Origin of the sequence: Massilia sp. BSC265 (genome assembly GCF_000740675.1) — a bacterium.
Taxonomy (GTDB): Bacteria; Pseudomonadota; Gammaproteobacteria; order Burkholderiales; family Burkholderiaceae_D; genus Telluria.
The window spans coordinates 50,146-75,362 of record NZ_JPXI01000024.1 but is presented as its reverse complement, the minus strand read 5'-3'; the positions used below and the strand labels follow the sequence as shown (position 1 = coordinate 75,362).

Annotated in this window: 17 protein-coding genes; 5 read left to right on the top strand and 12 right to left on the bottom strand. The window is 67.6% G+C overall.

Going from position 1 to position 25,217, the window contains the following annotated elements; genetic code table 11:
* Positions 1–26 precede the first annotated feature (26 nt).
* On the bottom strand, positions 27–719 hold the full coding sequence (locus MA09_RS04905) for a bifunctional 2-polyprenyl-6-hydroxyphenol methylase/3-demethylubiquinol 3-O-methyltransferase UbiG (RefSeq protein ID WP_036246164.1): 693 nt from the start codon (positions 717–719) through the stop codon (positions 27–29).
* On the opposite strand from MA09_RS04905, the gene MA09_RS04900 reads away from it, so the two are divergent.
* A complete protein-coding gene (locus MA09_RS04900; protein WP_051933182.1) occupies positions 698–2,425 on the top strand; it encodes a glycoside hydrolase family 16 protein in 1,728 nt (575 codons plus the stop codon). The genes MA09_RS04905 and MA09_RS04900 overlap by 22 nt on opposite strands.
* Positions 2,426–2,489: 64 nt before the next feature.
* Here MA09_RS04900 and MA09_RS04895 read toward each other — a convergent pair whose 3' ends face one another.
* The 4 genes from MA09_RS04895 to MA09_RS04880 form a co-directional block, all read right to left on the bottom strand.
* Complete coding sequence (locus MA09_RS04895) at positions 2,490–2,948, bottom strand: metallophosphoesterase family protein (protein WP_036245887.1); 459 nt, start codon at positions 2,946–2,948, stop codon at positions 2,490–2,492.
* 5 nt (positions 2,949–2,953) lie between these two features.
* The gene (locus MA09_RS04890) at positions 2,954–3,238 is read right to left on the bottom strand and encodes a DUF378 domain-containing protein (RefSeq protein ID WP_229440562.1); all 285 of its coding nucleotides are present in this window, start codon (positions 3,236–3,238) and stop codon (positions 2,954–2,956) included.
* Between the two features lie 144 nt (positions 3,239–3,382).
* Positions 3,383–4,018: a DUF882 domain-containing protein gene (locus MA09_RS04885; RefSeq protein ID WP_036245885.1), complete on the bottom strand. Its 636-nt coding sequence runs from the start codon at positions 4,016–4,018 to the stop codon at positions 3,383–3,385.
* Positions 4,019–4,188: 170 nt separating this feature from the next.
* The gene (locus MA09_RS04880) at positions 4,189–4,725 is read right to left on the bottom strand and encodes a GNAT family N-acetyltransferase (RefSeq protein ID WP_036245883.1); all 537 of its coding nucleotides are present in this window, start codon (positions 4,723–4,725) and stop codon (positions 4,189–4,191) included.
* 228 nt (positions 4,726–4,953) lie between these two features.
* Here MA09_RS04880 and MA09_RS04875 point away from each other — a divergent pair, with 228 nt between their 5' ends.
* The gene (locus tag MA09_RS04875) at positions 4,954–5,973 is read left to right on the top strand and encodes a sulfate ABC transporter substrate-binding protein (RefSeq protein ID WP_036245882.1); all 1,020 of its coding nucleotides are present in this window, start codon (positions 4,954–4,956) and stop codon (positions 5,971–5,973) included.
* Positions 5,974–6,307: 334 nt separating this feature from the next.
* Complete coding sequence (locus MA09_RS04870) at positions 6,308–7,249, top strand: serine hydrolase (protein WP_036245880.1); 942 nt, start codon at positions 6,308–6,310, stop codon at positions 7,247–7,249.
* Positions 7,250–7,321: 72 nt separating this feature from the next.
* Here MA09_RS04870 and MA09_RS23590 read toward each other — a convergent pair whose 3' ends face one another.
* The 5 genes from MA09_RS23590 to MA09_RS04845 form a co-directional block, all read right to left on the bottom strand.
* Positions 7,322–8,437 (bottom strand): RDD family protein, encoded by a 1,116-nt coding sequence (locus MA09_RS23590; protein WP_051933181.1) that lies wholly within the window; start codon positions 8,435–8,437, stop codon positions 7,322–7,324.
* Between the two features lie 264 nt (positions 8,438–8,701).
* Positions 8,702–10,672: an exodeoxyribonuclease V subunit alpha gene (recD, locus tag MA09_RS04860; protein ID WP_036245879.1), complete on the bottom strand. Its 1,971-nt coding sequence runs from the start codon at positions 10,670–10,672 to the stop codon at positions 8,702–8,704.
* 4 nt (positions 10,673–10,676) lie between these two features.
* On the bottom strand, positions 10,677–14,342 hold the full coding sequence (gene recB / locus MA09_RS04855; protein WP_036245878.1) for an exodeoxyribonuclease V subunit beta: 3,666 nt from the start codon (positions 14,340–14,342) through the stop codon (positions 10,677–10,679).
* A complete protein-coding gene (gene recC / locus MA09_RS04850) occupies positions 14,339–17,794 on the bottom strand; it encodes an exodeoxyribonuclease V subunit gamma (protein ID WP_036245875.1) in 3,456 nt (1,151 codons plus the stop codon). The genes recB and recC overlap by 4 nt, the downstream gene beginning before the upstream one ends.
* Before the next feature lie 105 nt (positions 17,795–17,899).
* A complete protein-coding gene (locus MA09_RS04845) occupies positions 17,900–20,953 on the bottom strand; it encodes a CHASE domain-containing protein (protein ID WP_051933180.1) in 3,054 nt (1,017 codons plus the stop codon).
* An 88-nt stretch (positions 20,954–21,041) separates the two neighbouring features.
* On the opposite strand from MA09_RS04845, the gene MA09_RS04840 reads away from it, so the two are divergent.
* Positions 21,042–23,123 carry a prolyl oligopeptidase family protein gene (locus MA09_RS04840; RefSeq protein WP_051933179.1) on the top strand — a complete coding sequence of 694 codons (2,082 nt, stop codon included), beginning with the start codon at positions 21,042–21,044 and terminating at the stop codon, positions 23,121–23,123.
* A gap of 97 nt (positions 23,124–23,220) precedes the next feature.
* On the opposite strand, the gene MA09_RS04835 is transcribed toward MA09_RS04840, so the two are convergent.
* A complete protein-coding gene (locus MA09_RS04835; protein ID WP_036245871.1) occupies positions 23,221–23,805 on the bottom strand; it encodes an acyl-homoserine-lactone synthase in 585 nt (194 codons plus the stop codon).
* Between the two features lie 296 nt (positions 23,806–24,101).
* Between MA09_RS04835 and MA09_RS04830 the strand changes: the two genes are divergently transcribed.
* The gene (locus MA09_RS04830; protein ID WP_036245868.1) at positions 24,102–24,374 is read left to right on the top strand and encodes a DNA-binding transcriptional regulator; all 273 of its coding nucleotides are present in this window, start codon (positions 24,102–24,104) and stop codon (positions 24,372–24,374) included.
* Here MA09_RS04830 and MA09_RS04825 read toward each other — a convergent pair.
* Entirely contained in the window at positions 24,349–25,083 is a 735-nt protein-coding gene (locus MA09_RS04825) for a LuxR family transcriptional regulator (RefSeq protein WP_036245866.1), read from the bottom strand. The two genes, MA09_RS04830 and MA09_RS04825, sit on opposite strands and share 26 nt — an antisense overlap.
* Between the last annotated feature and the right edge of the window lie 134 nt (positions 25,084–25,217).

Genomic DNA, 25,217 nt, shown 5'->3' with positions numbered 1-25,217 from the left:
AGGCAAAAGCGGAACGAGCCCGCATTTTACGGGATTCCTGCCTGCCTGCCTTCATCCCGCCGGCCGGCCAGGATCAGCGAGGCAGGCTTGCCGCTGCGGGGGTGGAGCGGCTCGCGCATCTCGACCACGCGCAGGCCGTGCTCTTCGAACAGGGCCAGCCAACTCGAGACCGTACGGAAGTACCAGGGCGCGGCATCGGCGAAGGCGCTGCTGAAGCCGGCCCAGCTGCCGTCGCGCCAGCCGTCGGAATAGGGTGCGTCACCGCATGCCATCAGCGGGTGGACGGTCTGCACGACCAGGTGCCCGCCCGGCCGCAGGTAGGTCGGCGCGGCGCGGAACAGGCCGCGCACGGCCTCGTCGCCGATCAGGGAGAAGTTGCAGACTGCCACGTCCACGGCCAGCTGCAGGGCGCCGGCGGCGACCTCTTCGTAGCTCAGCTGCCGGAACTCGCCGCCACCGGCCGCCCTCGCCCGCTCGACCAGGCCGGCGACCGCGTCGACGCCGACCATCGATACCTCGGGGAGGGCGCGCACCAGCCAGCCTTCTCCGCAACCGAGGTCGAGGCCGGTGCGCGGCGCGTACGCCCTGACTGCCTCCACGATCGCGGCGTTCGTCACCAAGACGCGCGATGCGATCTCGCCGCCCCGCACGGCGGCGGTCCAGGGATCGGCGTTGCGCGACCAGGAATCGATGATCGATGCGTCGGACTGTGCTGGCATGGGGCTCCTCGGTTCGCCGCATTATCGCCCAGACGAGCGCGTCGCAGGGGTTTGCGAAAGATCAAGGCCCGCTCAACGGCACCAGCCTGAACACGGGCGTGTGGACCGCTTCGGACGGTAACGGCTGCCAGATCAACCTGTGCGGCTACGGCAATGCCGAGCTGCAGTACTATAGCCCCAACAACCTCTCGATCGTCAACGTGCCCTTCGAGTCCGGCACCCGTGCGCTGGCGATCCGGGCGCGATCGCAGACCGTGGGCAGCAAGGTCTTCACCTCCGGAAAGGTCGACACCAAGGGCAAGGTGCAGGTCCAGTACGGTATGATCGAAGTGCGCATGGCCACGCCGAACGTCGCCACCGGCCTGTGGCCCGCCGCCTGGATGCTGGGCGTGAGTCCGCAGACCTGGCCGCGCAACGGTGAAATCGACATCATGGAGATGGGCCACAAGGCATCAAGCCGCGCCGCCTCGGGTGCGCCTTCCGCCAACCACTTCACCGGCTCGAACGTCATCACCTACCAGCAGGCCGCCTGCGTGCCGGGCAACGAAAGCTGCGCCGCCTCGACCGCGTGGCAGACCAGGAACTGGTACATCCCGAGCACCTCGCTGGCGAACCGCTTCGTCACCTACCGCCTGTACTGGGACGAGAGCCAGATGCGCTTCACGACCGTCGACAATGGTGTCGAGCGCAACATGTACGACGCGCCGCTGCCGGTCAACTCGACCGCCCTGCAGGCGCCCTTCTACCTGCTGTTGAACCTCGCCGTCGGCGGCAACTTCACCGATGCTGCCCACCCCGGCCAGGTCACGGCTCCGCTGCCGGGCACCATGTACGTCGACTATGTGCGCGTCTACCAGATGGACGGCAAGGGCCAGGTCAAGCTCGGGAACCAGACCGTGCCGGAGGTGGCCGGCAAGTTCGGCGTCTTCACCGACAGTACGGCAGTGAACAGCAAGCTGGTGGCCGGCACCAGCTCCGACATCTTCCTGTGGAACGGCGCCTCGACAGGCGCCGGCAATACCGCGCCATACGAGGGCAGCAACGTGATCGCCTGGAACTACACGGCGCCGGGACAGTGGTTCGGCGGCGGCGTGCAGGCGCGCCAGGCACGCGACCTGTCGAACTATCGCAACGGAACGCTGCGCTTCCGCATCAAGATCCCGGCCAATGTCTCCTTCAACATCGGCGTGGGCGACACCTACACCAACCAGAACTGGGTCAACTTCCCGGCCAACACCACGACCCACGGGCTGGTGCGCAATGGCGAGTGGGCCCAGGCATCGATTCCGGTGTCGACCCTGCTGGGCAGCAAGGTGGCGGCGCAGTCGCTGCTCGACATGTTCATGATATCGAGCGATTCGAATCGCTTGCCGGCCTCGAGCTTCCAGTTCGCGATCGACGACATCGTCTGGGATGCGGGGACCACCACCCCGCCCCCGACCACGCCGACCGGCCCGACCTGGGTCAACCAGCCATCAAGCACGACGCTGCAGTTCAACACCAATACCGGCAGCTGGGCGGACGTCCACTACACCGTCAACAACGGCGCCCAGCAGAACGTGCGCATGCGCTTGGACGGCAGCACCAACACCTACATCGCCGGCGGCCTGAAGATCGGTGACGTGGTGCGCTACAACTTCACCTACTGGGATACGGCGCGGAACTACGCGGTGGATACTGCGTGGCAGAGCTACACGATGAAATGAGGATGAAGTAAGGGGTTCAAGCGAGGTTTTCCCGGGCCACATGGCGCAGCCCGGGAGTTTTTTACTACACGTCGAGCGTCACCAGGCGGGCCGTGACCCGGTCGCCGTCGACCAGCAGTTCGCCGACCGAGATCGGCAGCGTGAAACGCCGGCGCCCCGCACTGCCCGGGTTCACGTACAACACGCCGCCACGTTCGCTCCTCGCCGGCTTGTGCGAATGGCCGGAGACGACGACGCGCACGCCCTCGCGCGCCGGATCGAGCGGCAATTCCTTGAGGTCGTGGATGACGTAGATCGCGACAGGTCCCAGCCGCAGGACTGCGGTCTCGGGGATGTCGCGGGCCCAGGCGCCGCGGTCGTTGTTGCCGCGCACGACGGTCAGCGGCGCGATCGCCGCCAGCGGAGGAAGGATGTCGGGACCGGTGATGTCCCCGGCATGGATGATATGGTCGCTGCCCCGGAGGAAGTCGAGCGCCTCCGGGCGCAGCAACCCGTGCGTGTCGGAAATCAGCCCGACGCGCATGCCGCTCAGGTCGAACGCTTGCTGCCTGCCATCTTGGCAGTGGTGTAGATCGAGTACAGCGCCGCCAGGCCCACGACCACGTAGACGATGCGGGTCGCCGGGCTGCCCGGGCCGAAGATGGTGGCGACCATGTCGACGTCGAACAGGCCGACCATCGCCCAGTTCAGGCCGCCGATGATCAGGAGCGCCATCGCCAGGTAGTCGAGTGCGGACATGGCGGAACGCCCATGCGTACGCATCGAAGTGCGCCGTTCGCCCATCGTCCTGCGGTCCATCGTTGGAGTGTTCATCGTTGCCATCATTGCCTCCTTGGAAAAGCGACACCGATAGACCAGGGCGGCCGCCCTGGCCAATGACGACCCATATTAGCTGAAGTTCGATGGTGCGTTCGCACGGATACGCGCCACGCGAGGCGCGTAGCGGAAAGGGCGGAATCAGCCCTTCCAGGTGCGGTTGAGTCCGGTATCGGCGTGGATCCAGCCGCCTTTCGGGCCGGAACGGTAGTAGTAGCCGACGCCGCCCTGGCGGAAGCTGCGGATCAGGCCTCCCAGCACTTCCTCGTTCAGGCTGGCGATGCGGATGTCGGCCGCCTTGCCGACCGTGTGCAGGGACTTGCGCGCGGCCGGGACGCCCTCCTCGACCAGGCGTTTGTTCGATGCCTCGGTACGGTAGCCGGACAGGATCTCGAGCGGCTGGGTCATGCCGTAGCGGGCGATGAAGGCCTGGGTGCCCCACAGGATTTCGAACAGCTTGGGGTCGATCGGCATCGACGCGCGGCCGTTCACGTCGCGCAGGATATGGCACAGTTCCTGGTAGGCGGAATCGATGACTTCGCCATCCTTCCAGTACAGCACCTTGGCGCGCTCACCGCTCTGCGGGCGCACCAGCGACAGGGTACGCGGCTTGATCCAGAAATCGATGTCGAGCAACTGGGCGTCGAACAGGTCGGGCGGCGGTTCCAGGTCGGTGGCCTGGGCGACGGCTGTGCCCGGGGCAAGCATTGGGGAACCGAGGGCGCCCAAGGCGCACAGCCGGGCACTTTGTTGCAGGAAATTTCTACGTGAAGCCATAGCAAACGAACTCAGCCAGAATCGAGGCGCCTACTATATCGCAAGCTTCCCCTGGACAAAAGAAGAGTTCGTCAAGATTGTTGCAGGGAGCGCAAGCCTCGGATGGCACGCGCGGCCCGGGCCCAGGCGCAATGATATTGGGTGGGAGGCACCGAGCCTGCACAGCGTACTCAGCCGTTGCAGTTGCAAAAGCGTTTGCGGGCGCCGGCGTCGCGGGCAGCATCGAGCTGCTTCCACAGCAGGTCGCACTCGAGGCCCCAGCAGGACTTGTCCTTGCCGGCGTTGACATAGCCCTGGCCCTCGAAGAAGGCGCTGGCGCTCGCCGGGCTGTGCAGGTGCAGTTTCTTGATGCTCCAGGCACGTGCCTGTTCCTCGGCCGCGGCAATCAGTGCGCGGCCGACGCCGCTGCGCAGCGCTTCCGGCGACACATAGCACAGTGCAAGCTTGCCGGCTTGGGTCAACAGGCACAGGCCCAGCAGTTCGCCACGGTTGCCGTCGACCCGCTCGGCGACCAGGGCGTGGTTGCTGGAGTTGGAGAACCAGGTGGCGACGTTGGCTGCGGTCTTGTTGCCGAGCCAGGCTTCCAGCACGGCCGGCTGGTCCTGGTGGTCGGCCTTGCAACCGATCTCGATCGAGCGGCGCAGCAGGGCGCAGGCGGCGGAAGCATCACCGGGTACCGCCTTGCGAATGTCAAAACGCGTGGACATCAAACATCACTATGCATAAAAAACGATCAGACCGCGCTTGTGGCGCAATGGCTGGGCACGACTATACACCGAAAGACGCTGACCTTGCTGCGGTCATCCGTATCCGCCCCGCGGCAGCGCAAGGCCTGCTCTGCAGTACTAAGCATATGACAAAACTATTGTTCCGTATTTTGAAGAATGTGCGGATGATGCATCCTGTCACCACAAGATTCTGAAAGACCAGCCCATATGACCCTGACCTCCTCGCGCATTTCGTCGCTCCGCCGCCTGATCCTCGCCCTGTCGCTGGGCGCCGCGCTGCCGCTGTCGGCCAGCGCCGCCACGACCGAGCTGCTGAACGTCTCCTACGACGTGGCGCGCGAGCTGTACAAAGACATCAACCCGGCCTTCATCGCGGCCTACAAGCAGCAGACGGGCCAGCTTGTTACCATCAAGCAGTCGCATGGCGGCTCGAGCAAGCAGGCGCGCGCGGTCGCCGACGGCCTGGAAGCCTCGGTCGTGACCATGAACCAGGCCAACGACATCGACATGCTGGCCGACCGTGGCCTGGTGGTCAAGGACTGGGCCAAGAAGTTCCCGAACAATGCGGCGCCCTACTACTCGACCATGGTCTACCTGGTGCGCAAGGGCAATCCGAAGAAGATCGCCAACTGGGAAGACCTGGCACGCCCGGGCGTGCAGGTGATCATCCCGAACCCGAAGACCGCCGGCAACGGCCGTTATACCTACCTGGCGGCCTGGGGCTCGGTGCTCAAGAAAGGCGGCAACGACGCGCAGGCGCGCGACCTGGTCGGCCGCATCTTCAAGAACGTGCCGATCCTCGATGCAGGCGGCCGCGCCGCGACCACCACCTTCACCCAGCGCCAGATCGGCGATGTGCTGGTGACCTTCGAAAACGAAGTGAGCATGGTGCGCAAGGAATTTGGCGACAACTTCGAGGTGGTCTACCCGAGCACCTCGATCCTGGCCGAGTCGCCGGTGGCCGTGGTCGACAAGGTGGTCGACCGCCGCAACCAGCGCAAGGAAGCAACGGCCTACCTGAACTTCCTGTACTCGCCGGCCGGACAGGAAATCGGCGCCAAGCACTACCTGCGTGTGCGTTCGGATGCAGTGATGAAGAAGTATGCAGCCAACTACAAGCCGATCCAGCTGTTCACCGTGGACGAGCTGTTCGGTGGCTGGCGCAAGGCCCAGGAAGTCCACTTCAACGACGGCGGCGAGTTCGACAAGATCTACCAGCCGAAGTAAGCCAACCACGTCCCGCATTGCGGGATCGTGCCGAAGCCCTGCCTCGCGCAGGGCTTTGTCGTTCCTGCATCCGTCCTTGCAGAGGCTTACCCGCCCGGAATACGTGGCGGTTCTGGTCTGTGTCATGGACGCTGTGTTAACTGGAGGGTTAAACTGCAACTAAATTCCGGTTCACAAGGTCATTTTTGCTTGTGTGCCATAGACATGCCTCATGCTTGATGCTATCTTCCAATTGCTGTAGTTGCTCCACGGCTAGATTACTCATTGCTTGTTGACTGCGCGCCTAGCAAAGGCCGCGCCTCCCGGTCAACACAACCTATTCCTGAACCCGACAATGTTAAAAAAATTGTTCGCCACCGTATTGATGTCGTTTTCGGCTGCGGCTTTCGCCGTGCCGTTCGGCTCGCAATCGGTGCTCGTGGTAGAAGATGACACCGGCAAGATTTTGCTGGAAAAGAATGCGGATCGCGTCGCCCCGATCGCCTCGCTGACCAAGCTGATGACCGCGATGGTCGTGCTCGATGCCAGGCAGGACCTGGACGAGCTGATCGAGATCGACCGCAGCGACGTCGATACCTTCAAGCACAGCAGCTCGCGCGTGCCGGTAGGCGCCCTGATTTCGCGCCGCGACGTGCTGCAACTGGCCCTGATGTCCTCGGACAACCGCGCGGCCCATGCGCTGGCGCGCACCTATCCGGGCGGTATGCCCGGCTTCAAGCTGGCGGTGCGCCAGAAGATCGCGGCGCTGGGCATGACGCAGACCGTGATCGAAGAGCCGACCGGACTGTCGCCACGCAACCGCTCGACCGCAGGCGACCTGGTCAAGATGGCAGCCGCCTCGAGCAAGTATCCCGAGATCACGCGCATGTCCACGGAGTCGAAAGAACTGATCAACATCAACGGCCGTGAAGTCGAATACCGCAACACCAACCGCCTTGTCGGCGCGCAAGGCTGGGACATCGGCCTGTCGAAGACCGGCTATATCCAGGAAGCGGGCCGCTGCCTGATCATGAACATCAAGGCCGGCGGCAAGAACGCCACCATGGTGCTGCTCAACGCCAGCGCCTCGTCGGCGCGTATCCTGGATGCACTGAACATCCGCCGCTTCATCACCGGCGACGAGCCGGTCTCCATGGCAAAGGCATCCAGCGGCGCACCGCGCTACAAGGCGTCGTCCAGCCGTGCCAGCGTCAAGGCGACTGCCGGCAAGGGGAAGATCAAGGCGGTCAAGAAGCGCGGCAAGGTGAAGGTGGTGCCGAAGCGCCGCAAGAAGTAATCGACCCACGCTCTCAAGGGGCAGACAGGTAAAAGGGGCCGCGGGGCCCCTTTTGTTTTCTGGAGGACAGGTTCACTGGCTGCGCTGGGCCAGTTCCGGCCCGGGCGCCGGCGTGACGGTGTCCCACAGCGCGCCGCTCAGCTCCTGCACCAGGTCGTCGGTATAGGCGGCCGGCGGAGACTGCATCGCTACTACTCGCCAGGCCTTGCCGTCGACCTCGACGATACGCAACTGCACCCGCTCCGGTCCCTTCTTGTGCAGCCCCCTGCCGACCCAGGAAGGCCGGCCGCGAAATTCGGCGAAGTAACTGTCCGCCAGTTCGAAGCGGTCGGCCAGCCGGTCGGCCAGCGCCTGGGCGTCCTGGCGCAGGGCCCTGCCCCCCGTCTGCTCGTGGGCAAACAGTACCGTCGCGTGGCCGCTGTGCTGGGTGAACAGGTGCTGCACCGTGCCGTCGGCACCTGCGCGGACCTCGAGTTTCCATTGCGCTCCGATGCGCGCCATCCGTCCGGTGGCCGGGTTGGTCCAGACGCTGGAGGGCGCTTCCAGCATGGCGCTCGCCTCGCGGCTGTCTTGCCGGTCCATACTGTCCAGGATGAGGATGGCGCCAAACAGGCCGGCGAAGGCGGTCCCGAACACGCTTTTCGCCAGCCAGCCTTTGGGGCTCGCGCTGACCAGGAAATCGTTCTTGTCGTAGCTGGCCTGCAGACCCTTGCGCAGCCGCAGGCCCTGGCGCGCCATGGTGACCAGGCTGATGAGCGGCAGGCCGAGCGCGAGACCGTCGCGCCAGATCTTCATGTTGCGCCGGACCAGTTCGCCGAATCGGGGCGCGCGGCCGTCGGGCGTGATGAGACGCAGGCCCAGCAGCGCCTTGCCCGGCGTATTGCCCGCCACCGCCTGCAGGGCCGCGTCGAGCAGCAGGCCACCGGGGATGCATGCCAGGCCGAACAGCTTCCAGCCGAAGGGGGTCTCCAACCAGCGCACGAAGGCTGGCGAGACAAGACTGATGCCGTAGCCGAGCACGAGCGCCACCAGCGCGCTCTGCCACCAGACGTCGAAGGTGCGGGCGAACCAGCGGGACCAGGCGCCGGCCAGCGGGAAGGCGGGCAGGTCGGAACAAGCAGCAGGAGGGCGCGCCACCCTGCCGGGCGTGGAACAGAACAATATCGTCTGCTGGTCGAGTGGCTGCATGATCGCGCCGGGCGTGGTTGACGCCTTCAGTGAAGAAAAGGTGCGTGGTTACACGAAAAATTACACGATAAATGCGGCTGGGTCTTTGTTCTTGTACGTGAGTAAGACCGCGTAATCACGGTTGAGTTCGACGAAGCTCGGGCAGCCGCGCGCCATCCTTGGGCTCGGTCAAAGCCGGAGTCGCGGCCTCGCGACACGAAGCACTTGCATGGGCTGGCGGCAACACTGACGGCACAAGCGAGCGCTTGGCCGCCGAATCCGGGCTCAGCGCGAGGTCGGTGCAATCATGCCGCGCAAGCCGCTGGTGCGGTGGGTGCGCTGGGCGATCGCTTCGGCCATTACGGCGCCCGGCGGCGACACCAGCGTGAACATCTCGCTGGCGCGCGTGATGCCGGTGTAGACCAGCTCGCGGGTGAGGACGGCGCCGCGCTCGCGCGGCAGCGCCAGCACGGTGTGGCGGAATTCCGAACCCTGCGACTTGTGGACGGTCATCGCAAACGCCGTCTCGACATTGCGCAGGCGGGTCGCCAGTACGCTGCGGACGGTGTCGCCTTCGAGGAAGTACACGCGCAGGGTACCGGGGCGCGCCGGGTCGGGCAGCGTGAGGCCGATGTCGCCGTTGTAGACGAAGGAAGCGTAGTCGTTGCGGGTCACCATGACGGGGCGGCCGACATACCATTCGCCGTTCGGGCACAGCAGTCCCGCCTGGGCCAGGCGCCTGGCCACCGCTTCGTTCAGGCCGGCCACGCCCCATTCGCCGTCACGCACCGCGCACAGGATGCGGAACGATTCGAAACGCTGCAGCACCTGGCGCACCCATTCTTCATGATCCGTGTTCAATCCGGCCTTGGGGCCGGTATTCAACACGTCGAGGTAAGAACCGTAGCCGGACTGCGCCAGCTGCAGCACGTGCTGCTGTTGCGCATTCTCGATCCAGCGCACGCCCGCCTCCCCCGCGCGCAGCACCGCTTCGGCGCGCACGGCGTCGCCGGCGTTCACCGCCAGCGCCAGCTGGCCGATCGGGCCGCCGAAGCGGCGGCTGTGGCGTAGCATCACGGTCTGCTGGGCCAGCGCGCCGGCGTCGCCCAGGAATTCCGCCGGCAAGACCTCGCCGCTGGATGCGAGCACGTAGTCGCAGGTGGCACCGGTGTAGCCGCCGGCGCCGGCGTTGTGGCACAGGTCGCCGAGCACGGCGCCCGCCTCCACCGAGGCCAGTTGGTCCTTGTCGCCCAGCAGGATCAGGGTGGCCGTCGGCGGCAGCGCGTCCAGCAGCGAAGCCATCATCTCCAGGTGCACCATCGAGGCTTCGTCGACGATCAGGACGTCGACGTCGAGCGGGTTGCCGCGGTGGTGTGCAAAGGCGCGGGTATCGGGACGCGCGCCCAGCAGGCTGTGCAGGGTGCGCGCGGCGCCCATGCGCAGCGTCAGCTCGCGCAGCGGCAATTGCGAGCCCACCTTGTCGGCCAGTTCGTTCAGCGCCTTGTCGATCGACTGCTTCAGGCGCGCCGCCGCCTTGCCGGTCGGCGCCGCCAGGGCGATGCGCTGGCTGCCGGCTTCCGGAGCGGTAGCGAACAGCAGCGCCAGCAGGCGCGCCACGGTATAGGTCTTGCCCGTGCCGGGGCCGCCGGTGATGATGGCCACCGAGCCGCGCAGGGCGATGGCGCAGGCCAGCTTCTGCCAATCCGGCCCCTCCAGCGTCCGCTCGTTTTGCTGGGCGAACAGCATGTCCAGCCAGCCGCGCACTTCTTCCTCGTTCACCGCGCGGCGCTTGGTCGCGCGCTCGCGCACGGCCTGGGCCACCAGCATCTCGTCGCGCCAGTAGCGGCGCAGGTAGAGGCGGTCGCCATCCAGCACCAGCGGCTGGTCGTAGTCGAAGGCGCTCACGTCCCACACCTGCTGGCAAGCTGCCAGCTGCTGGGCCCAGCCCTGGGCGGTCCTGGGCAGGGGCCCGGCGGCGCGCGCCAGCAGCTTCCATTGCTCGTCTTCCCAGCCGAGCATTGCTGCCGGGCCGGCGGCCAGGTCGGACAGGAGCAGGCAGCTGTGCCCCTGCCCTTCCAGTTCGGACAGCACGCTCGAGGCCAGCACCAGCGGGGGCGTTGCGGCCCCGAGCGAGGCGATGAAGCGGGCGAAAGCGTAGGACAGACGCCGCAATTCGCCTGTTTCGCTCAGGCGCGCCAACTCGCTCCACAGCAGCGCAAGGTTCGCCTCCGACTTCGTCGCTTCATGCTTGGCCATGCCCTCAGTCCCCCTTGTCCAGCAATGCTTCCAGTCCGCCCAGCAGTTCCAGGTCCGGACCCAGCACGCAGCACCCGCGCGTGTCCCCGTTCGCGATCCCGCGCAGGAACAGGAACACGGCACCGCCCAGCTGGCGGCGCGGCTCGTAGGCATCGCCCAGGCGGCTCTTCAACAAGCGGTGCAGCGCCAGCATGTAGATGGTGGCCTGGATGTCGTAGCGGTGGTCCGCCATGCCCAGTTCCATCGCGGCCTGGGTATAGGCGGCGTCGCCCGGTCCCAGCGCATTGGTCTTGTAGTCGAGCACCCAGTAGCGCCCGTCGTGTTCGAATACCAGGTCGGCGAAGCCCTTGAGCATCCCGTGCAGGGTCCGTTCCGGCAGGGTCGGCCGGTCCAGGCCCTTCATGATGCGCGCGCGGCACAGGCGGTCGAGCTGCACCACGTCGAGGCGCTCGCTCGGGAACCAGAATTCCAGTTCGGGTACAGGATCCCGCAGGTCGCCCAGGGCCGCCCCCAGAGGCGGCAGCGTCGTGGTGACGACCGCGTGCAGCCAGGCCAGGGCATCGTCCAGGCGGTTGCCCCAGCCGGCGCGCTCGATGCGCTGGCCAAGTCGCAGCATGAATTCCGGCTCGTCGGCGCGGTGGAAGCCCTCCTGGGCCATCCATTCGAGCTGCTCGTGCATGAAGTTGCCCGGCACCGAACCGCGCGGGAAGCGGTGCCAGGGGGCGTCCTCGATGCGCGGCGGCGTGACGACCTGCGGCGCTTCTTCGAGCAGGGTTTCTTCCTGGGCGCGCATTGGCGCAGGCGGTGGCGCAGCCACTGCAACGGCATGGCGCACCAGCGAAGTAAAGGAGCCGATCGACCAGTCACGCTCGAACGAAGCTTCATAGCGCGGGGCCGCCAGCAGGTCCGGACGCACGTCTTCGCGCGCCAGCAGCGTCGTTTCCAACCCCTGCCCTTGCGCTTGCGTGAGGTCGTGCAGCACGATGCCCTCGACGCCGCCACGCAGGCGCTCCAGCCGCTCGCGCAGCAGTTCGGCCTCGATCTTCTCGCCGCCGCCGAGCAGGTAGCCGAGGGCCGACTCGTGCAGGCGGTTCTCATTCTTGCTTCGGCCGCTGACCGGCGCCGCGCCCAGCCACAGGTAATGGCGTGCACGGGTCAGGGCGACGTAGAGCAGGCGCAGGTCTTCCTCCAGGCGGGCGCGGTCGACCGCCGCCAAGGACTCCTCGCCCATGGCCAGGTCGAGGCGGCGCGAGCCGTCCATGTCGACGAACTCGAAGAAGGCGCGGTTGCGGCGGTCGGTCCGGCGCGCGCTGACCGCGAACGGCAGGTAGACCAGCGGGTATTCCAGGCCCTTCGACTTGTGGACCGTGACCACCTTCACCAGCTCGGCATCGCTTTCCAGGCGCAGCACGCGTTCGTCGCCACCCTCGCCCAGGCCCTCGAGCTGCTCGGCAAGCCAGCGGATCAGGGCCTGCTCGCCTTCCAGCTGGCTGCTCGCTTCCTGCAGCAGCTCGGCCAGGTGCAGCAGGTTGGTCAGGCGCCGCTCGCCGCCCGGCTGGCGCAGCAGGCGCGCCGGCAAGCCCAGCTCGTGCACGAAGCGGCGCAGCATCGCCAGCACGCCCTGGCGCTGCCAGGCGCCGTGCAGGTTCTTCAGCTGCTCGACGCGCGCTTCCCAGGCCACTTCGTCGGACGAGAGCCTGGCCAGCTCGCCCAGCGGCAGGCCGGCGGTGCGGGTGGCGAAAGCAGCGCGCGCAAGCACGCCGTCGAGGGGATTGGCGACCGCATACAACCAGCGCAGCACGTCGGCCGCTTCCTCGCTCTCGACCACCGAATCCTTGTCGGACAGATAGACGCTCGCCACCTTGCGCTCCACCAGCGCGCGGCGCACCGCGCTCGCTTCGCGCCGGTCGCGCACCAGGATGGCGATATCGGCCGGCATCAGGCGGCGGAAACGCTCGCCGTCCGAGAAGCCGACGCGCTCGTCGCCCAGCAGGCCCACGATATGCTCGGCGCAGTGGTGGGCAAAGTACGCGCGGTACTCCTCCTGGTTCATCGGGCCGGCGCAGCACACCGACATCGCGTGCTGCGGGCCATCGGCGCCGACCAGGCGCTCGCGGTGGCCCTTGGCCTGCACCGGTTCGAAGGGCAGCGGATTGTCCTCGCCGCGGCGGAAGCGGAAGGCGCCCGCCGGGTAGCCGGCATGCTCGCCATCTCCTTCGGCGTGGCGGAACAGCTGGTTCACCGCCTCCACCAGCTGGCTCGTGGACCGGTAGTTGACCCCCAGCTGGTAGTGGCGGCCCGCAGTGGCGCGGCGGGCCGCCAGGTAACTGTGGATGTCGGCGCCGCGGAAGCCGTAGATCGACTGCTTCGGGTCGCCGATCAGGAACAGGCCCCGCTCCGGGTCGTTGTCCGCCACCCGGTACAGCAGGTCGAAGATGCGGTACTGGTCGGGGGAGGTGTCCTGGAATTCGTCGACCATCGCCACCGGGAACTGCTGCACGATGCGCTGGCGCAGGGCCTGGCCCGCATTGCCATTCCGGCCCTCCAGCGCATCCTTCAGGCGCTCGAGCATGTCGGCAAAGCCGAACTGGCGGTTGCGCGCCTTCAGCTCGCGTATGCGGGCTGCAATGTGGCTGGCGGCGTGGCGAAGCAGCGCATGCGACAGCGGCTGCAGGCGCGCCAGGGCTTCCTTCAGCGGCGCGGTGAAGCCGAAGCAGGCCGGCACCTCCGCAGCGAAGTCCTTGCTGAAGGCGTCGACGATGCCGTCCGGGCACAGGCGGCGCCAGGCCGTGTCGTTCAGGTCGGGCAGCACCCGCGCCGGGTCATCGGCCCAGGCGCGCAGCGCCTCGAACCACTTGACCAGGGAATCGGCGCGCATCTTGTTGCCGTTGAAACACTTCGGGTTGCGCTCGCGGTGTCCGGCGATCCAGCTTTCCATCTCGTCGGCGCGCGCTGCCCAGCCTTCCTTCAGGCCGGCCAGCTCGGCGCGCAGCGCCGCCTGCACCCGCGCCACCAGCGTGCCGAGCGCTTCGGGGGCGCATTCTCCCAGCAGATGGGTACGCGTCACCAGCTCGCGCACGCCGCTCTTCAGGGCCTCGACGTCCTTCCAGCATTCGCGCACCGACGCCAGCGCATTGGCGCCCAGGGGGTAGATGTGCTGGCGCCAGTAATCGTGGGCGGCGTCCTCGAACAGGGCACGCTCGTCGCTGACCAGTTCTTCGTCGAACAGGCTGCCGGAGTCGAAAGCATGCTCGCGCAGCATGCGCTGGCACCAGGCGTCGATGGTGAAGATCGCCGCCTCGTCCATCGTTTCGGCGGCCAGCACCAGGCGGTGCGCGGCGACACTGCGCTCGGCTTCCGTCGGATAGGCATCCGCCAGCTCGCGCAGGTAAGGATCATTGATATCCAGCTGGCCGCGGAAATAGGCGGCCGCTTCCACCAGGCGCTCGCGCACGCGGTTGGCCAGCTCGCGCGTGGCGGCGCGGGTGAAGGTCATCACCAGGATCTCGCTCGGCAGCAGCGGGCGGGCGAAAGCGGCATCGCCTCCGTGGCCGAGGACCAGGCGCAGGTAGAGCGCGGCGATGGTCCAGGTCTTGCCGGTGCCGGCCGAAGCCTCGATCAGGCGCGAACCGTGCAGCGGGAACACCAGGGGTTCGAGGTACTGGCTCATGCCGCCTCCCCCGTCACGTCCGGGTTCAAGGGCGCGACCTGCACACTGGTCTCCAGCCACTCGGCCAGCGGGCCGTACAGGTCGCGCGCCACGTGCGGCCAGTCGCCGGCCGCCACCAGGGCCGCAAAGTCGGGCCACAGGCGCGCCAGGCACAGCTCCTCGACTTCGCCGGAGAGTTCATAGCTACCGTCGTAGACCAGGCGCGCATCTGCTTCGACGGCGCCCTCCTGCAGCAGCGCCAACGCGGTCTTGCAGGCCACGCCCAGCGGGCGGTCGAGGTTGGTGCGCCACAGCGTCGCCAGGTCGTGCAGCGCGGCCGCCGCCTCCGTCGGATTCAGGGCCGGCATGGTGAGAATGGCGTCGCGGGCCACGAGGTGGCCGGCCACCGGCGCGCCGGCAGCGGCGGCCGCCAGCTGGCGCAGCCAGGCGCCGATCAGCTTGTCGCCGCGGGGGCGCCCCTCCCGGTCCAGCACTTTCGAGGACACCTGCATCAACCAGGCGGTCTCGACGCCGTCGGTGCGCAGCTGGTCGATCCAGTCGTCCAGCACCACGCCCTCATTGTGTCCCCCGTCCAGGCCCAGGCTCACGGCGCGCTTCGGTGCATTGTGCGGAAAGCGCGCGCCCAGCTGCAGCCAGGCAGTGCGCACCGGCACCAGGTCGTCGACCAATTCCTGTTGCCACTGGCGCCCCATCAAGCCGATCGGCAGCACCCCTTCGCGCACCAGCCGTTCGGCGCGGGCGTTGAGGGCCGCCCGTACATCCGCAGTACTCGTTCCATGATGTCCTTCCGCCGGTCCGCCGTCGTCGAGCAGCTGGTCCTCGATGAAATAGCGCTCGAGCGCATCGAGCGAGAACGGCTCCTCGTCCTCGCCCACGACGGCGGCGTCGGCGAACACCACGCCCAGGCGGCGCCGGAAGAAGTAGCGCGCCGGCTGGCGCAGGAAGGCCGCCAGCTCGCCCAGCTTGAGCACGAAACCCTGTTCCATCTCGTAGGGCGGCAAGGCCTCGACCGCATCGGATGCCTCGGCCTCCCCCTGCCCGTGGGCGGTGCGCCATTCGCCGGCATAGGTCAGCAGGCCGCCGCGCTCGAAATAGCGGCGGCTGAAGGGCTGCAGCGCATGTTCGACCGTGCGTTCCGACAGGTCGAGGTTCCAGCCGTTCTTCAGGTAGTCGCGCAGCTGGGCCACCAGCACCGAGGCCGGCTGCTCGCTGTTGTCGCGCACGTTGCGGCCGACCCAGCTCACGTACAGCTTGTCGCGCGCCGACAGCAGGGCTTCCAGCATCAGGTAGCGGTCGTCGTCGCGGCGCGAACGGTCGCCCGGGCGCGCCATGCCGGGCAGCGCCAGCAGGTCGAAGTCGGCCTGGCTGGTGCGGCGCGGGAAATCGCCGTCGTTCATGCCGAGCAGGCAGACCACGCGGAAGGGCACGGCGCGCATCGGCATCAGGGTGCAGAAGGTCACGCCGCCCGACACGAACTGGTGGTTCAGGGTCGGCTGGTCGAGCTGGGCGAGCCAGGACTCGCGCACCACCGCCAGCGGCACCGGGTCGCTGAATTCTGCGGAGTCGACGGTCTCGAGCCAGCACTGCAGCGCTTCGTTCAACTGCGCCAGGGTCAGGCGGTCCTGCTCGTCACCGGGATGGAAGAAGGCAGCCAGCAGGCCGCGCGCCGCCTCGCCCCACTCCGCCGGAGTACGCGACTGCACCAACTCGGCGCGCCAATGGAGCAGGCTCTCGATGAACTGGGCCAGCGAGCCGGCCAGCGCGGCATCCAGGCCGCCCACCTCGGCATAGGGTTCGATGTCGCCAAAGCTGGCGCCCGCGCCGCTCGCATAGCCGAGCAGCATGCGGCGCACGCCGAAGATCCAGGCGTTCTGTTCCCCCACCGAGGCCAGGCCGAGCCCGGCGCGGTGCTCGCGGTCCAGGCCCCAGCGTACGCCCGAGCCCTCGATCCAGCGGCCCAGGATGGGCAGGTCTTCGGCATCCAGGCCGAAACGGCCCGCCACGGCAGGGACGTCGAGCAGGTCGCGCACCTCGCTCTGGCGGCAGCGCTGCTGCGGCAGGCGCAGCAGCCATTCGAGCGCCACCAGCAGCGGATTCACGCTGCGGTCGCGCACGTCGCCGATCTCGAAGGGGATGTGGCGCGGGTCGCTGCGGCGGTGCTGGTCGAACACTGCGTGGATCGCCGCCGAGAACACGTCGATGTCGGGCACCATCACCACCACGTCGCGCGGGCGCAGGCTCGGGTCATGGGCGAACCAGGACAGCAGCTGGTCGTGCAGCACCTCGACTTCGCGCTGGACGCTGTGGGTGATGTGGAATTCGATAGAGCGGTCTTCGCGCGGCGGCGGGACCTGCGGATGCTCGCCGGGCGGCAGCAGGTCGCGCACCGCGGCCTGCACCTGCTCCAGCAGGGTTTCGCCCTCGGATTCGTCGAACAGGTCGACGCGCAGGCTGTTACCAAACTGGGCGTAGCGCGATCCTTCGCCCTGGTCGAATTCGTCGAGCATGCGCACGAAGTCGCGCCCCTGCCGGCCCCAGCTGGCCAGCAGCGGATGGCTGTGCAGGTGCAGTTCCTCGACCGGCACGCTGGCCAGCTCCACGCCGTCGCGCGGCTGCTGACGCCGGCGTGCGGCCTTGAGCAGCTCGCGTCCCTCGATGATGTCGCCCCAGTAGAAGCGGCAGGGGTTCGGCACCGCGAACAGCACCTGGGTGTGGCGTGACAGCGCCGCGATGGCCTGCAGGGTCTGGTAAGGCAGGGTCGACATGCCGAACAGGATCACACGGCGCGGCAGGCGCGACACTGGCTCGCGCCCCGATTCGACGGCGTGCAGGAACTGCTGGTGGATGCTGGCGCGGCCGCTGAGGCGCTGCTCCTGGGGCAAGCTGGCGTGGATTTCACGCCACAGGCAGGCCTGCCATTTCAGGTCGGGACCGAGCGGCACCGGGTCGCCGACGGCGCGCCGCAGCTGGTCGCGCCCGGCTTCCCAATCGGCCAGCCAGTCGGCGCGGTAGACCTGGTACTGGTCGTAGAGGTCCGCCAGGCGCTCGGCCAGCTGCAGGCGCCGCTCGGGGCAACCGTCACCGAGGAATTGCATGAGCGGGGCGTAGCTGGCGTCCTGCACCAGGTCGGGCAGCAGGCGCATCAGGCGCCAGGTGAGCGGGTCCTTGTCGAAAGGCGCACGGGTGGGCACGCGCTCCCGCCCCAGCATGCCGCGGTAGGCTTCCCACAGGAAGCGCGCCGGCAGCGCCACGCGGGTGGCGGCGCACACGCCCATTTCCTCGGCCAGGGCGATCTTGAGCCACTCGGCCACCCCATTCGACTGCACCAGGATGATCTCCTGCTCCAGCGGCCCGAGCGGGTGCCCGCGCAGCCAGTCGAACATGGCGCTGCGCAGCAATTCCATCTGGTTGCCGTGCAAAATTAACAAGCCGGGGGTGATCGGGGCGGACATTGGAACGGTTGGGTTGCTCAAGGGGCAAAGCATACCCGTTTTGGCCGCCTCACGGAAGGCTTGGCGAGGCTCAGTAGCCTTCTAACAATGTCCAAAAATACAGCGTTATTGGCGGTCCTGGGCGCGCACGCCGAGGCGGGCAGCGACCTGGCGCTCGACCCGTGCCAGCTGGGCACGCAGGCGCGCCGCCAGCGCCCTGGACTGCGCCGGACGCGCGGCCTGGCCCTCGATCTCCTCGCACAGGGCGCCGAAGCCGCCGGCGCCAACCGTCCGCGCCGACGACTTGGCACGGTGCGCCACTGCCGCCACCGCCGCCATGTCGCCACGCTCCAGCGCCGCGTCGATCTCGGCCAGCGCGTCACGCGCCGTCGACACGAACAGGAAGGCGAATGTGCGCATCCGTTCGCGGTCGCCGCCGAAACTGGCGGCCAGGGTATCGAAATCGACCGCGCCGGCACCCGGCGCCAGGTGGATAGCGGGCGCCGGGTCGAGAACCGGCGCGGGCGCCGCCGCCGTGCTGCGGCCGAGGCAGCGCGCGATGGTCGCGGCCAGCAGCTCGGGCACCACCGGCTTGCTCAGGAATTCGTCCATGCCGGCCTGCAGGCAGCGCGCGCGGTCTTCCACCCCGGCATTGGCGGTCATCGCGATCACCAGGGTGTCGCGCAGCTGCGCATCCTGGCGGATGCGGCGCGTCGCTTCCAGTCCGTCCATGACCGGCATCTGCACGTCCATCAGGACGCAGTCGAAGCGCCGGCGCCGCATCGCCTCCAGCGCCTCGAGCCCGTTGCCGGCCACGCTCACCTCGGCGCCGGCCTGCTGCAGGAGCTCGCGACCGACCTGCTGGTTGAATTCGTTGTCCTCCACCAGCAGCACGGTGCAACCGTCCAGGCGCGCGGCGCGCGCCGCCGCCGGCAGCGGCGCCGCACCCAGGCCGGCACTGCCTCCGGCGGTCCCCTCTTCCAGGGCAAGGTTCAGTTCGAGCCGCGCCGTGAACCAGAAGGTGCTGCCCTCCCCCGGCCTGCTGTCGACACCGACCTCCCCGTGCATCAGCTCTGCCAGCTGCTTGCTGATCACCAGGCCGAGGCCGGTCCCTCCATGGCGCCGCGTGGCCGAGGGGTCGGCCTGGTGGAAGGGGGTGAACAGGCCGGCCAGCTTGTCGGGTGCGATGCCGATGCCGGTGTCCTGTACCTCGAAGCGCACCAGCAGCTCGGGACCGAAGGCGTGTTCGAGCCGGGCACGCAGCAGGATGCGGCCGTGCTCGGAGAACTTGACGGCATTGCCGGCGAAATTCAGCAGCACCTGTTCCAGGCGCAGCGGGTCGCCGCGCAGCGGCCGCATCAGCTCCGGGGCAATATCGGCGACGAAGCCGAGCCCCTTGCCGGCGGCCGCCTGTCCCAGCTGCTGCTCGACGTTGCGCATCACGCGGTCCAGCATGAAGCCGCAGGTAGCGAGTTCCAGCTTGCCGGCTTCGATCTTGGAAAAGTCGAGGATGTCGTTGATGATGCCCAGCAGGTGCTGGCCGGAGTGGTAGATCTTTTCCAGATAGCCGCGCAGCTGGTGGTCGGGATGCGACTGCAGCGCCAGGTGGGTCATCCCGATGATGCTGTTCATCGGGGTGCGGATCTCGTGGCTCATGTTCGACAGGAAGGCGCTCTTGGCCTGGTTGGCGGCATCGGCGCGCGCCTTGAGCTCGTGCAGCGTGGTGACGTCGGTCGAGATGCACAGCACCGCCGGCATTTCGCCTTCCGGGTAGAGGGGCACGCGCACGCTCCACATCTGGCGCACGCTGCCGTCCGGCAGGGGCAGTTCGGCCTGGCAGGCATGGCGCTCGCCCCCCTCCAGCACGGCGCTGTCGCGCTCCCAGGTCTGCTCGGCGTTGTGCGCCGACATCACGTCGAGGTCGCGCTGGCCGATGACCTCAAGCGCCGGCCGCCCGATCAGCGCCGCGCTCTTCGCATTCACATAGCGGAAGCGGCGCGCGCTGTCCTTCAGGTAGACATAGGCATCGAGGTTGTCGAGCACGGAATCGAGCAGCAGGCGCTGGTCGAGCGCGGCGCGGCGCGAGCGGTACAGGATGAAGAACAGGGCGAAGCCCAGCAGGCTCACGCCAAAGCCGGAGCCGAAGGCCAGCAGCGGAAGGTAGCGGTCGGCGCCCGCCGCCATCGCCGCGCGCTCGGCCGAGAAGTGGGCTTTCCAGCGGGTGCCGACGTAATCGATCGGCAACAGGGTCCGGAAGCGCTCCCCGGGCATGGGCTGGCCGCGCACCTCGGGGCCGATCAGCAGGCGGTCGCGCGGCTCCAGCTGCAGAAATCCGGGGCCGGCGCCAGCCCGGGCCGGCTCGGTCTCGCTGTACAGGCTGAGCGCGATCGGCCAGCGCCCCTCCGTGCCGAGCGCGCGCTGCACCAGCGCGTCGACCGAGAAGGCGATGCCGATGCTGCCGAGGTAGCGCGTCCGGCGCTCTTCCAGCGTGGCCGGCACCCCGCCGCCCAGGTAGAGCGGTTCGCGCATGCCGAGCGCGGTGTGCGGCGTGGGCAGTGCGAGCCGGATCGGGGTTCCCGAAGCGGCAATCCGCCCGCGGTCGCGCGCCATGGCCAGCGCCGCGGCCGCGAAGGGCTGGGAGGCGATGTCGAAGCCCAGCCGGTCGTTCGGCAGGCCGGCCGGCTCGAGCCAGGTGATCACTTCGTAGTAAGGGCGACGCCCGGAGGGGCGGATGTCGAAGCGCGGGTAGCCGACCGGCGCCACGCTGCGGTCATTGCGCACGGCGGCCACAAAAGCCTCGCGCCGCTCGTCCGGCACGCGGGCGGTGAAGTTGATCGCCTCGATCGCCGGGAACTGCGCCGGGAGGTCGAGGGCCTGCACATAGCGGTGGAAACGCAGGCGGTCCAAGGGCTCTTCGCCGGACGCATGCAGGGCCGACAGCCCGCGCACCACCCGGGCGTACGAGGCGATGGCGTTCGAGATCCGCTCCTGGGCCAGTCCGGCAGCCATCTCGAAACGGCGCCGTGCGTCGTCCTCGACCGCGCCGGCGGCAATCCGGTAGCACAGCGCGCCGACCGCGAGCGACAGCGCAAGCCCGGCCACCCAAGGGGCGGCGCTCCCGCCCTGCTGCGCGGCACTGTTGGCGTTCACTGCCGGACTGGCGGTCGATGAAGAATCCATGGGGCTAGAGTGCGGATCGGACTGCTCGATGTTGATAGTATAGGCATACGCAGGGCTAGCTTGCTCAACAATATTTACTTCGCCACCAATGACCTCAGCCGCCACGCTCTCTTCCCCCATCGCCGACGATCCCTACCTCTGGCTCGAAGAGGTCGACGGCACGCAGGCCGGTGCCTGGGTCGCGGAACGCAACCGGGCGACCGAGGCGGAGCTCGAGGCGCAGCCGGCCTGCGGCGCCCTGCGCGAACGCCTGCGGGCCATCCTCGACTCCACCGAGAAGATTCCCTACGCCCGCTGCCACGCCGGCCTGCTGTACAACTTCTGGCGTGACGCCACCCATGCGCGCGGCATCTGGCGCCGCACCACGCTGGACGAATACCGCAAGGAGGCGCCGGCCTGGGAACTCCTGATCGACCTGGACGCGCTGGCACGCGAGGAAGGCGAGAACTGGGTCTGGGGCGGCGTCACCTGGCTGGAGCCGGGCGGCCAGCGCTGCCTGGTTTCGCTCTCGCGCGGCGGCGGCGATGCCCATGTCGTGCGCGAGTTCGACGTTTCCAGCCACCGCTTCGTGCCTGGCGGCTTCATCCTGCCCGAAGCCAAGAGCGACATTGCCTGGATCGACCACGATACCTTGTTTGTCGGCACTGACTTCGGCCCCGGCTCGCTGACCGAATCGGGCTATCCGCGCATCGTCAAGGAGTGGCGGCGCGGCACCCCGCTGGACGCGGCCGTCACGGTGTATGAAGCGCAGCCGGACGACCTGTCCGCCTCGGGATGGCGTGACGCGACGCCCGGCTTCGAGCGCGAGTTCGTGCAGCGCCAGATCGGCTTCTACAGCAGCGAATTGTTCGTGCGCCGCGACGGGCGGCTCCTGAAAGTGCCCAAGCCCGACGACGCGAACGCCTTCGCAGTGCGCGACCAGCTTGTAATCGAGTTGCGCTCCGACTGGCAGGTCGACGGCGCCATCCACCCGCAGGGGGCGCTGCTGGCCGCCGATTTCGAGGCCTTCCTGCGTGGCGAAGCCGTCTTCGGGACCTTGTTCACGCCTTCGCCCACCACCTCGCTGGACGGGCTGACCGTGACCCGCGACGCCCTGCTGCTCACGCTGCTGGACAAGGTCAAGAACCGCATCGTCGAGCTGCGCCGCGACGACGGCCGCTGGCAGGCACGCGACGTCGACCTGCCGCACAATGACGGCGGCAATGCGGCGCTCGAATCCTGGGCCTTCGACCGGGTTGCCTCGAACCAGTACTTCCTGACCGTCACCGGCTTTACCGCGCCGTCCACGCTGTACCTCATGGAGGCGGGCGCGGCTGCAGGCGAAGCGCTGAAAACCATGCCCGCCTTCTTCCAGGCCGAAGGCGTGCAGGTCCACCAGTTCGAAGCGCAGTCGAGCGACGGCACCCGGGTGCCCTACTTCGCCGTGATGCATCGCGACACCCGGCTCGACGGCGACAACCCGACGGTCCTGTACGGCTACGGCGGCTTCGAGGTCTCGCTGAAACCATCCTACGGCGCGATCAGCGGCGCCGCCTGGCTGGAGAGCGGCGGCGTCTACGTGGTCGCCAACATCCGTGGCGGCGGCGAATTCGGTCCGGGCTGGCACCAGGCGGCACTGAAAGGAAGCCGCCAGCGCGCCTTCGACGACTTCATCGGCGTGGCCGAAGACCTCATCGCACGCAGGATCACCAGCCCGCGCCGGCTCGGCATCATGGGCGGCAGCAATGGCGGGCTGCTGGTCGGCGCCGTGCTCACCCAGCGCCCCGAGCTGTTCAATGCCGTGGTCTGCCAGGTGCCGCTGCTCGACATGCGGCGCTACCACCTGCTGCTGGCCGGCGCCTCCTGGATGGGCGAATACGGCGACCCGGACGATCCCGCCGAGTGGGCCTGGATCGGCCGCTACTCGCCCTACCACCGGGTGCGGGCCGGGGAACGCTATCCGCGCGCGCTGTTCACCACCTCGACCCGCGACGACCGGGTCCATCCGGGCCACGCGCGCAAGATGGCGGCGCGCATGCTCGAACAGGGCCACGACGTGCTGTACTGGGAAAACGTCGAAGGCGGCCATGCCGGCGCGGCCGACAATGCGCAGACCGCGCGCATGTGGGCCCTCACCTGGACCTTCCTGCGCCGCCAGCTGCGCAGCGCCCCGGACAATCAGAGCGCCTGACAAACCCCTGGGGCAAGGCGCAAGGTCGAAGACAGTACGCTAGTACGGCGAGACCGTGCAGCGCCGCCAAAGGGGAATTGCTAGGCGCTCTCGGTTTTTAACACGCCATGCGCTGGGCGTAGAGGGCTTCCCAGGTCGCGCGCACGTCGACATAGAAGGCGACCGCGTTCTCGATGCCGATCCGTTGCGGCTCCCCGAGGCGGCTGGTGACCACGCCGGCGCGCCGGGTCAGGCGTTCCATCGCAGTGGTGGTCACCGTCACGTAATGCGTCAGCCCGTTCTCGATACCGTATCGGATCACGGCCTCGAAGCATTGCATCGTCATGTCCGAGAAGCCGTAGCGGTTTTCCTTGTCGGTTTCGAGGGCAAAGCGCGACAGCTCCCAGATGCGCGGGTCGCTCGGCGCCTCCCGGCCCTCGAGCAGCTGCGGGAAGGAATCCTTGAGCATGTACGGCCCCTCGGTCGGCAGCAGGCGCCAGCATCCGAGCAAGGCGCCGGCCGGCTCGCGCATCACCATATAGGCCGGGTCCAGGGCGTCATAGCCATCGATTTCCATGCCGGACATGACCGGCACTTCCCAGCCCAGCCGGCCGCTGAACACCTTGGCGCGCAGGGTGTGCATCTCCCACAGGTCTTTGGATTTGAAGTCACGGCGTGCTGCGATTTTGATTTGCATCGTCATTTTTAGGCCCCTGGTTGATGGCACGTCGAAAAACCGGCTGCGCGTTGCACTGAAGACCTGCGCTGTTCCGCGCCGGCGGACCTGCTGTCCTCCTGTACAGCTGCGCTTCTCGGCCGCCAATGCGGCCGCTCGCGACGGTTGTTCGAGGTGCCCTTGTGGTGGATCAAGCTATGCACTTCGCATATAAGATTCATGCATGGCGGGCAAAGCCGGAACTAGCAGCTCTGCTAGGTGGCTATGCGCACCGTCGATGGAATACTTGCAGTTTGCATAGCCACCGATGGAAAGGAGCGAAGATGGGAAACGAAGTGATGTGCGAAGCACTGGCGGCGGAACTGGAAGCACAACAGGCGGCCCAGGGGGCTGGTGCGCAGCGGTCCGCACCGCATGAGCTGCGGCGCCTGCGCATCGCCAAGCGCGAAAGCCAGGAAAAGTTCTGGAGCCGTTTCGGGGTCACCCAGTCGAGCGGAAGCCGCTTCGAGACCGGCCTGGCGGTCCCTCCCCCAGTCGCCATCCTGTTGCGCCTCTACGTCAACGGACGTGTCAGCGATGGTGATCTTCAGGGGTGATCAGGCCTAGCGCAATCGCCTTGACCACCGCCTGCTGGCGGGTATTCACCCCGAACTTCTGGCGCACGTTCGCCAGGTGAAAATTGACGGTCGCCTCGGAACAGTTGGTGATCCGGGCGATCTCCCAGGACGACTTGCCGACCATGACCCATTGCAACACTTCGAGTTCGCGCCGGGTCAGGCGCGGCAGCTCGGGCTCCGCCTTGGCTTCGCGAAAGCGCGCCGAAGAGGCGAAAGCGTAGTCGCGGATCAGGGAGAGCGCCGGCAAGGCCTCGAACAGCGTGCGCTCGAAGGGCGGGTCGGGACGCAGGTCGGACGCGAAGCTGATCATGCCCAGTTCGCCGTGCGGGCCATGGATCGGCAGCGTCACGCCGCTGCGGATGCCGTGCGCGCTGGCTTCTTCATACAGGGCGCCGGGCACCCCGCTGCCGAACGTGGACGGCGCCCAGATCAGCGGCAGCGTATTCGAGACGCAATGGACCACCGTCGGATCGACATAATGGAAGCCGTTGGCTTCGTAACGGTCACGCCAATCTGCCGAATAATTGCTGCGTGTAAAGGCATTTTCAAAACGTACATGCCGGGATGGCACAACACCATAGAGCATCCGGTCAAATCCCTGGCTGCGCGCCAGCTCGAACAGGCACAGCGTCCAGGTGTGCTCGTCTCCAGCCTCTAGCAGCCCCAGCAGTAATGCGGTGTCGATCATAGGACAGTTCCGGTTCAGTACTTGTTTATGCTAAATGAATTTGGTCCGTAAATATTCACCAATTGCCACGGCTCCAACCAATGTGGGATCGGAGGACAAAGTTGTCGTCGTTCAAATACAACAACGCTGTGGCT

Bases quoted from the DNA above. Each gene is read 5' to 3' on its own strand.
- MA09_RS04900 (WP_051933182.1), top strand. From the start codon at position 698: ATGCGTCGGACTGTGCTGGCATGGGGCTCCTCGGTTCGCCGCATTATC.
- MA09_RS04905 (WP_036246164.1), bottom strand. From the start codon at position 719: ATGCCAGCACAGTCCGACGCATCGATCATCGATTCCTGGTCGCGCAAC.
- MA09_RS04895 (WP_036245887.1), bottom strand. From the start codon at position 2,948: ATGCGCGTCGGGCTGATTTCCGACACGCACGGGTTGCTGCGCCCGGAG.
- MA09_RS04890 (WP_229440562.1), bottom strand. From the start codon at position 3,238: ATGAACACTCCAACGATGGACCGCAGGACGATGGGCGAACGGCGCACT.
- MA09_RS04885 (WP_036245885.1), bottom strand. From the start codon at position 4,018: ATGGCTTCACGTAGAAATTTCCTGCAACAAAGTGCCCGGCTGTGCGCC.
- MA09_RS04880 (WP_036245883.1), bottom strand. From the start codon at position 4,725: ATGTCCACGCGTTTTGACATTCGCAAGGCGGTACCCGGTGATGCTTCC.
- MA09_RS04875 (WP_036245882.1), top strand. From the start codon at position 4,954: ATGACCCTGACCTCCTCGCGCATTTCGTCGCTCCGCCGCCTGATCCTC.
- MA09_RS04870 (WP_036245880.1), top strand. From the start codon at position 6,308: ATGTTAAAAAAATTGTTCGCCACCGTATTGATGTCGTTTTCGGCTGCG.
- MA09_RS23590 (WP_051933181.1), bottom strand. From the start codon at position 8,437: ATGCAGCCACTCGACCAGCAGACGATATTGTTCTGTTCCACGCCCGGC.
- recD (WP_036245879.1), bottom strand. From the start codon at position 10,672: ATGGCCAAGCATGAAGCGACGAAGTCGGAGGCGAACCTTGCGCTGCTG.
- recB (WP_036245878.1), bottom strand. From the start codon at position 14,342: ATGAGCCAGTACCTCGAACCCCTGGTGTTCCCGCTGCACGGTTCGCGC.
- recC (WP_036245875.1), bottom strand. From the start codon at position 17,794: ATGTCCGCCCCGATCACCCCCGGCTTGTTAATTTTGCACGGCAACCAG.
- MA09_RS04845 (WP_051933180.1), bottom strand. From the start codon at position 20,953: ATGGATTCTTCATCGACCGCCAGTCCGGCAGTGAACGCCAACAGTGCC.
- MA09_RS04840 (WP_051933179.1), top strand. From the start codon at position 21,042: ATGACCTCAGCCGCCACGCTCTCTTCCCCCATCGCCGACGATCCCTAC.
- MA09_RS04835 (WP_036245871.1), bottom strand. From the start codon at position 23,805: ATGACGATGCAAATCAAAATCGCAGCACGCCGTGACTTCAAATCCAAA.
- MA09_RS04830 (WP_036245868.1), top strand. From the start codon at position 24,102: ATGGGAAACGAAGTGATGTGCGAAGCACTGGCGGCGGAACTGGAAGCA.
- MA09_RS04825 (WP_036245866.1), bottom strand. From the start codon at position 25,083: ATGATCGACACCGCATTACTGCTGGGGCTGCTAGAGGCTGGAGACGAG.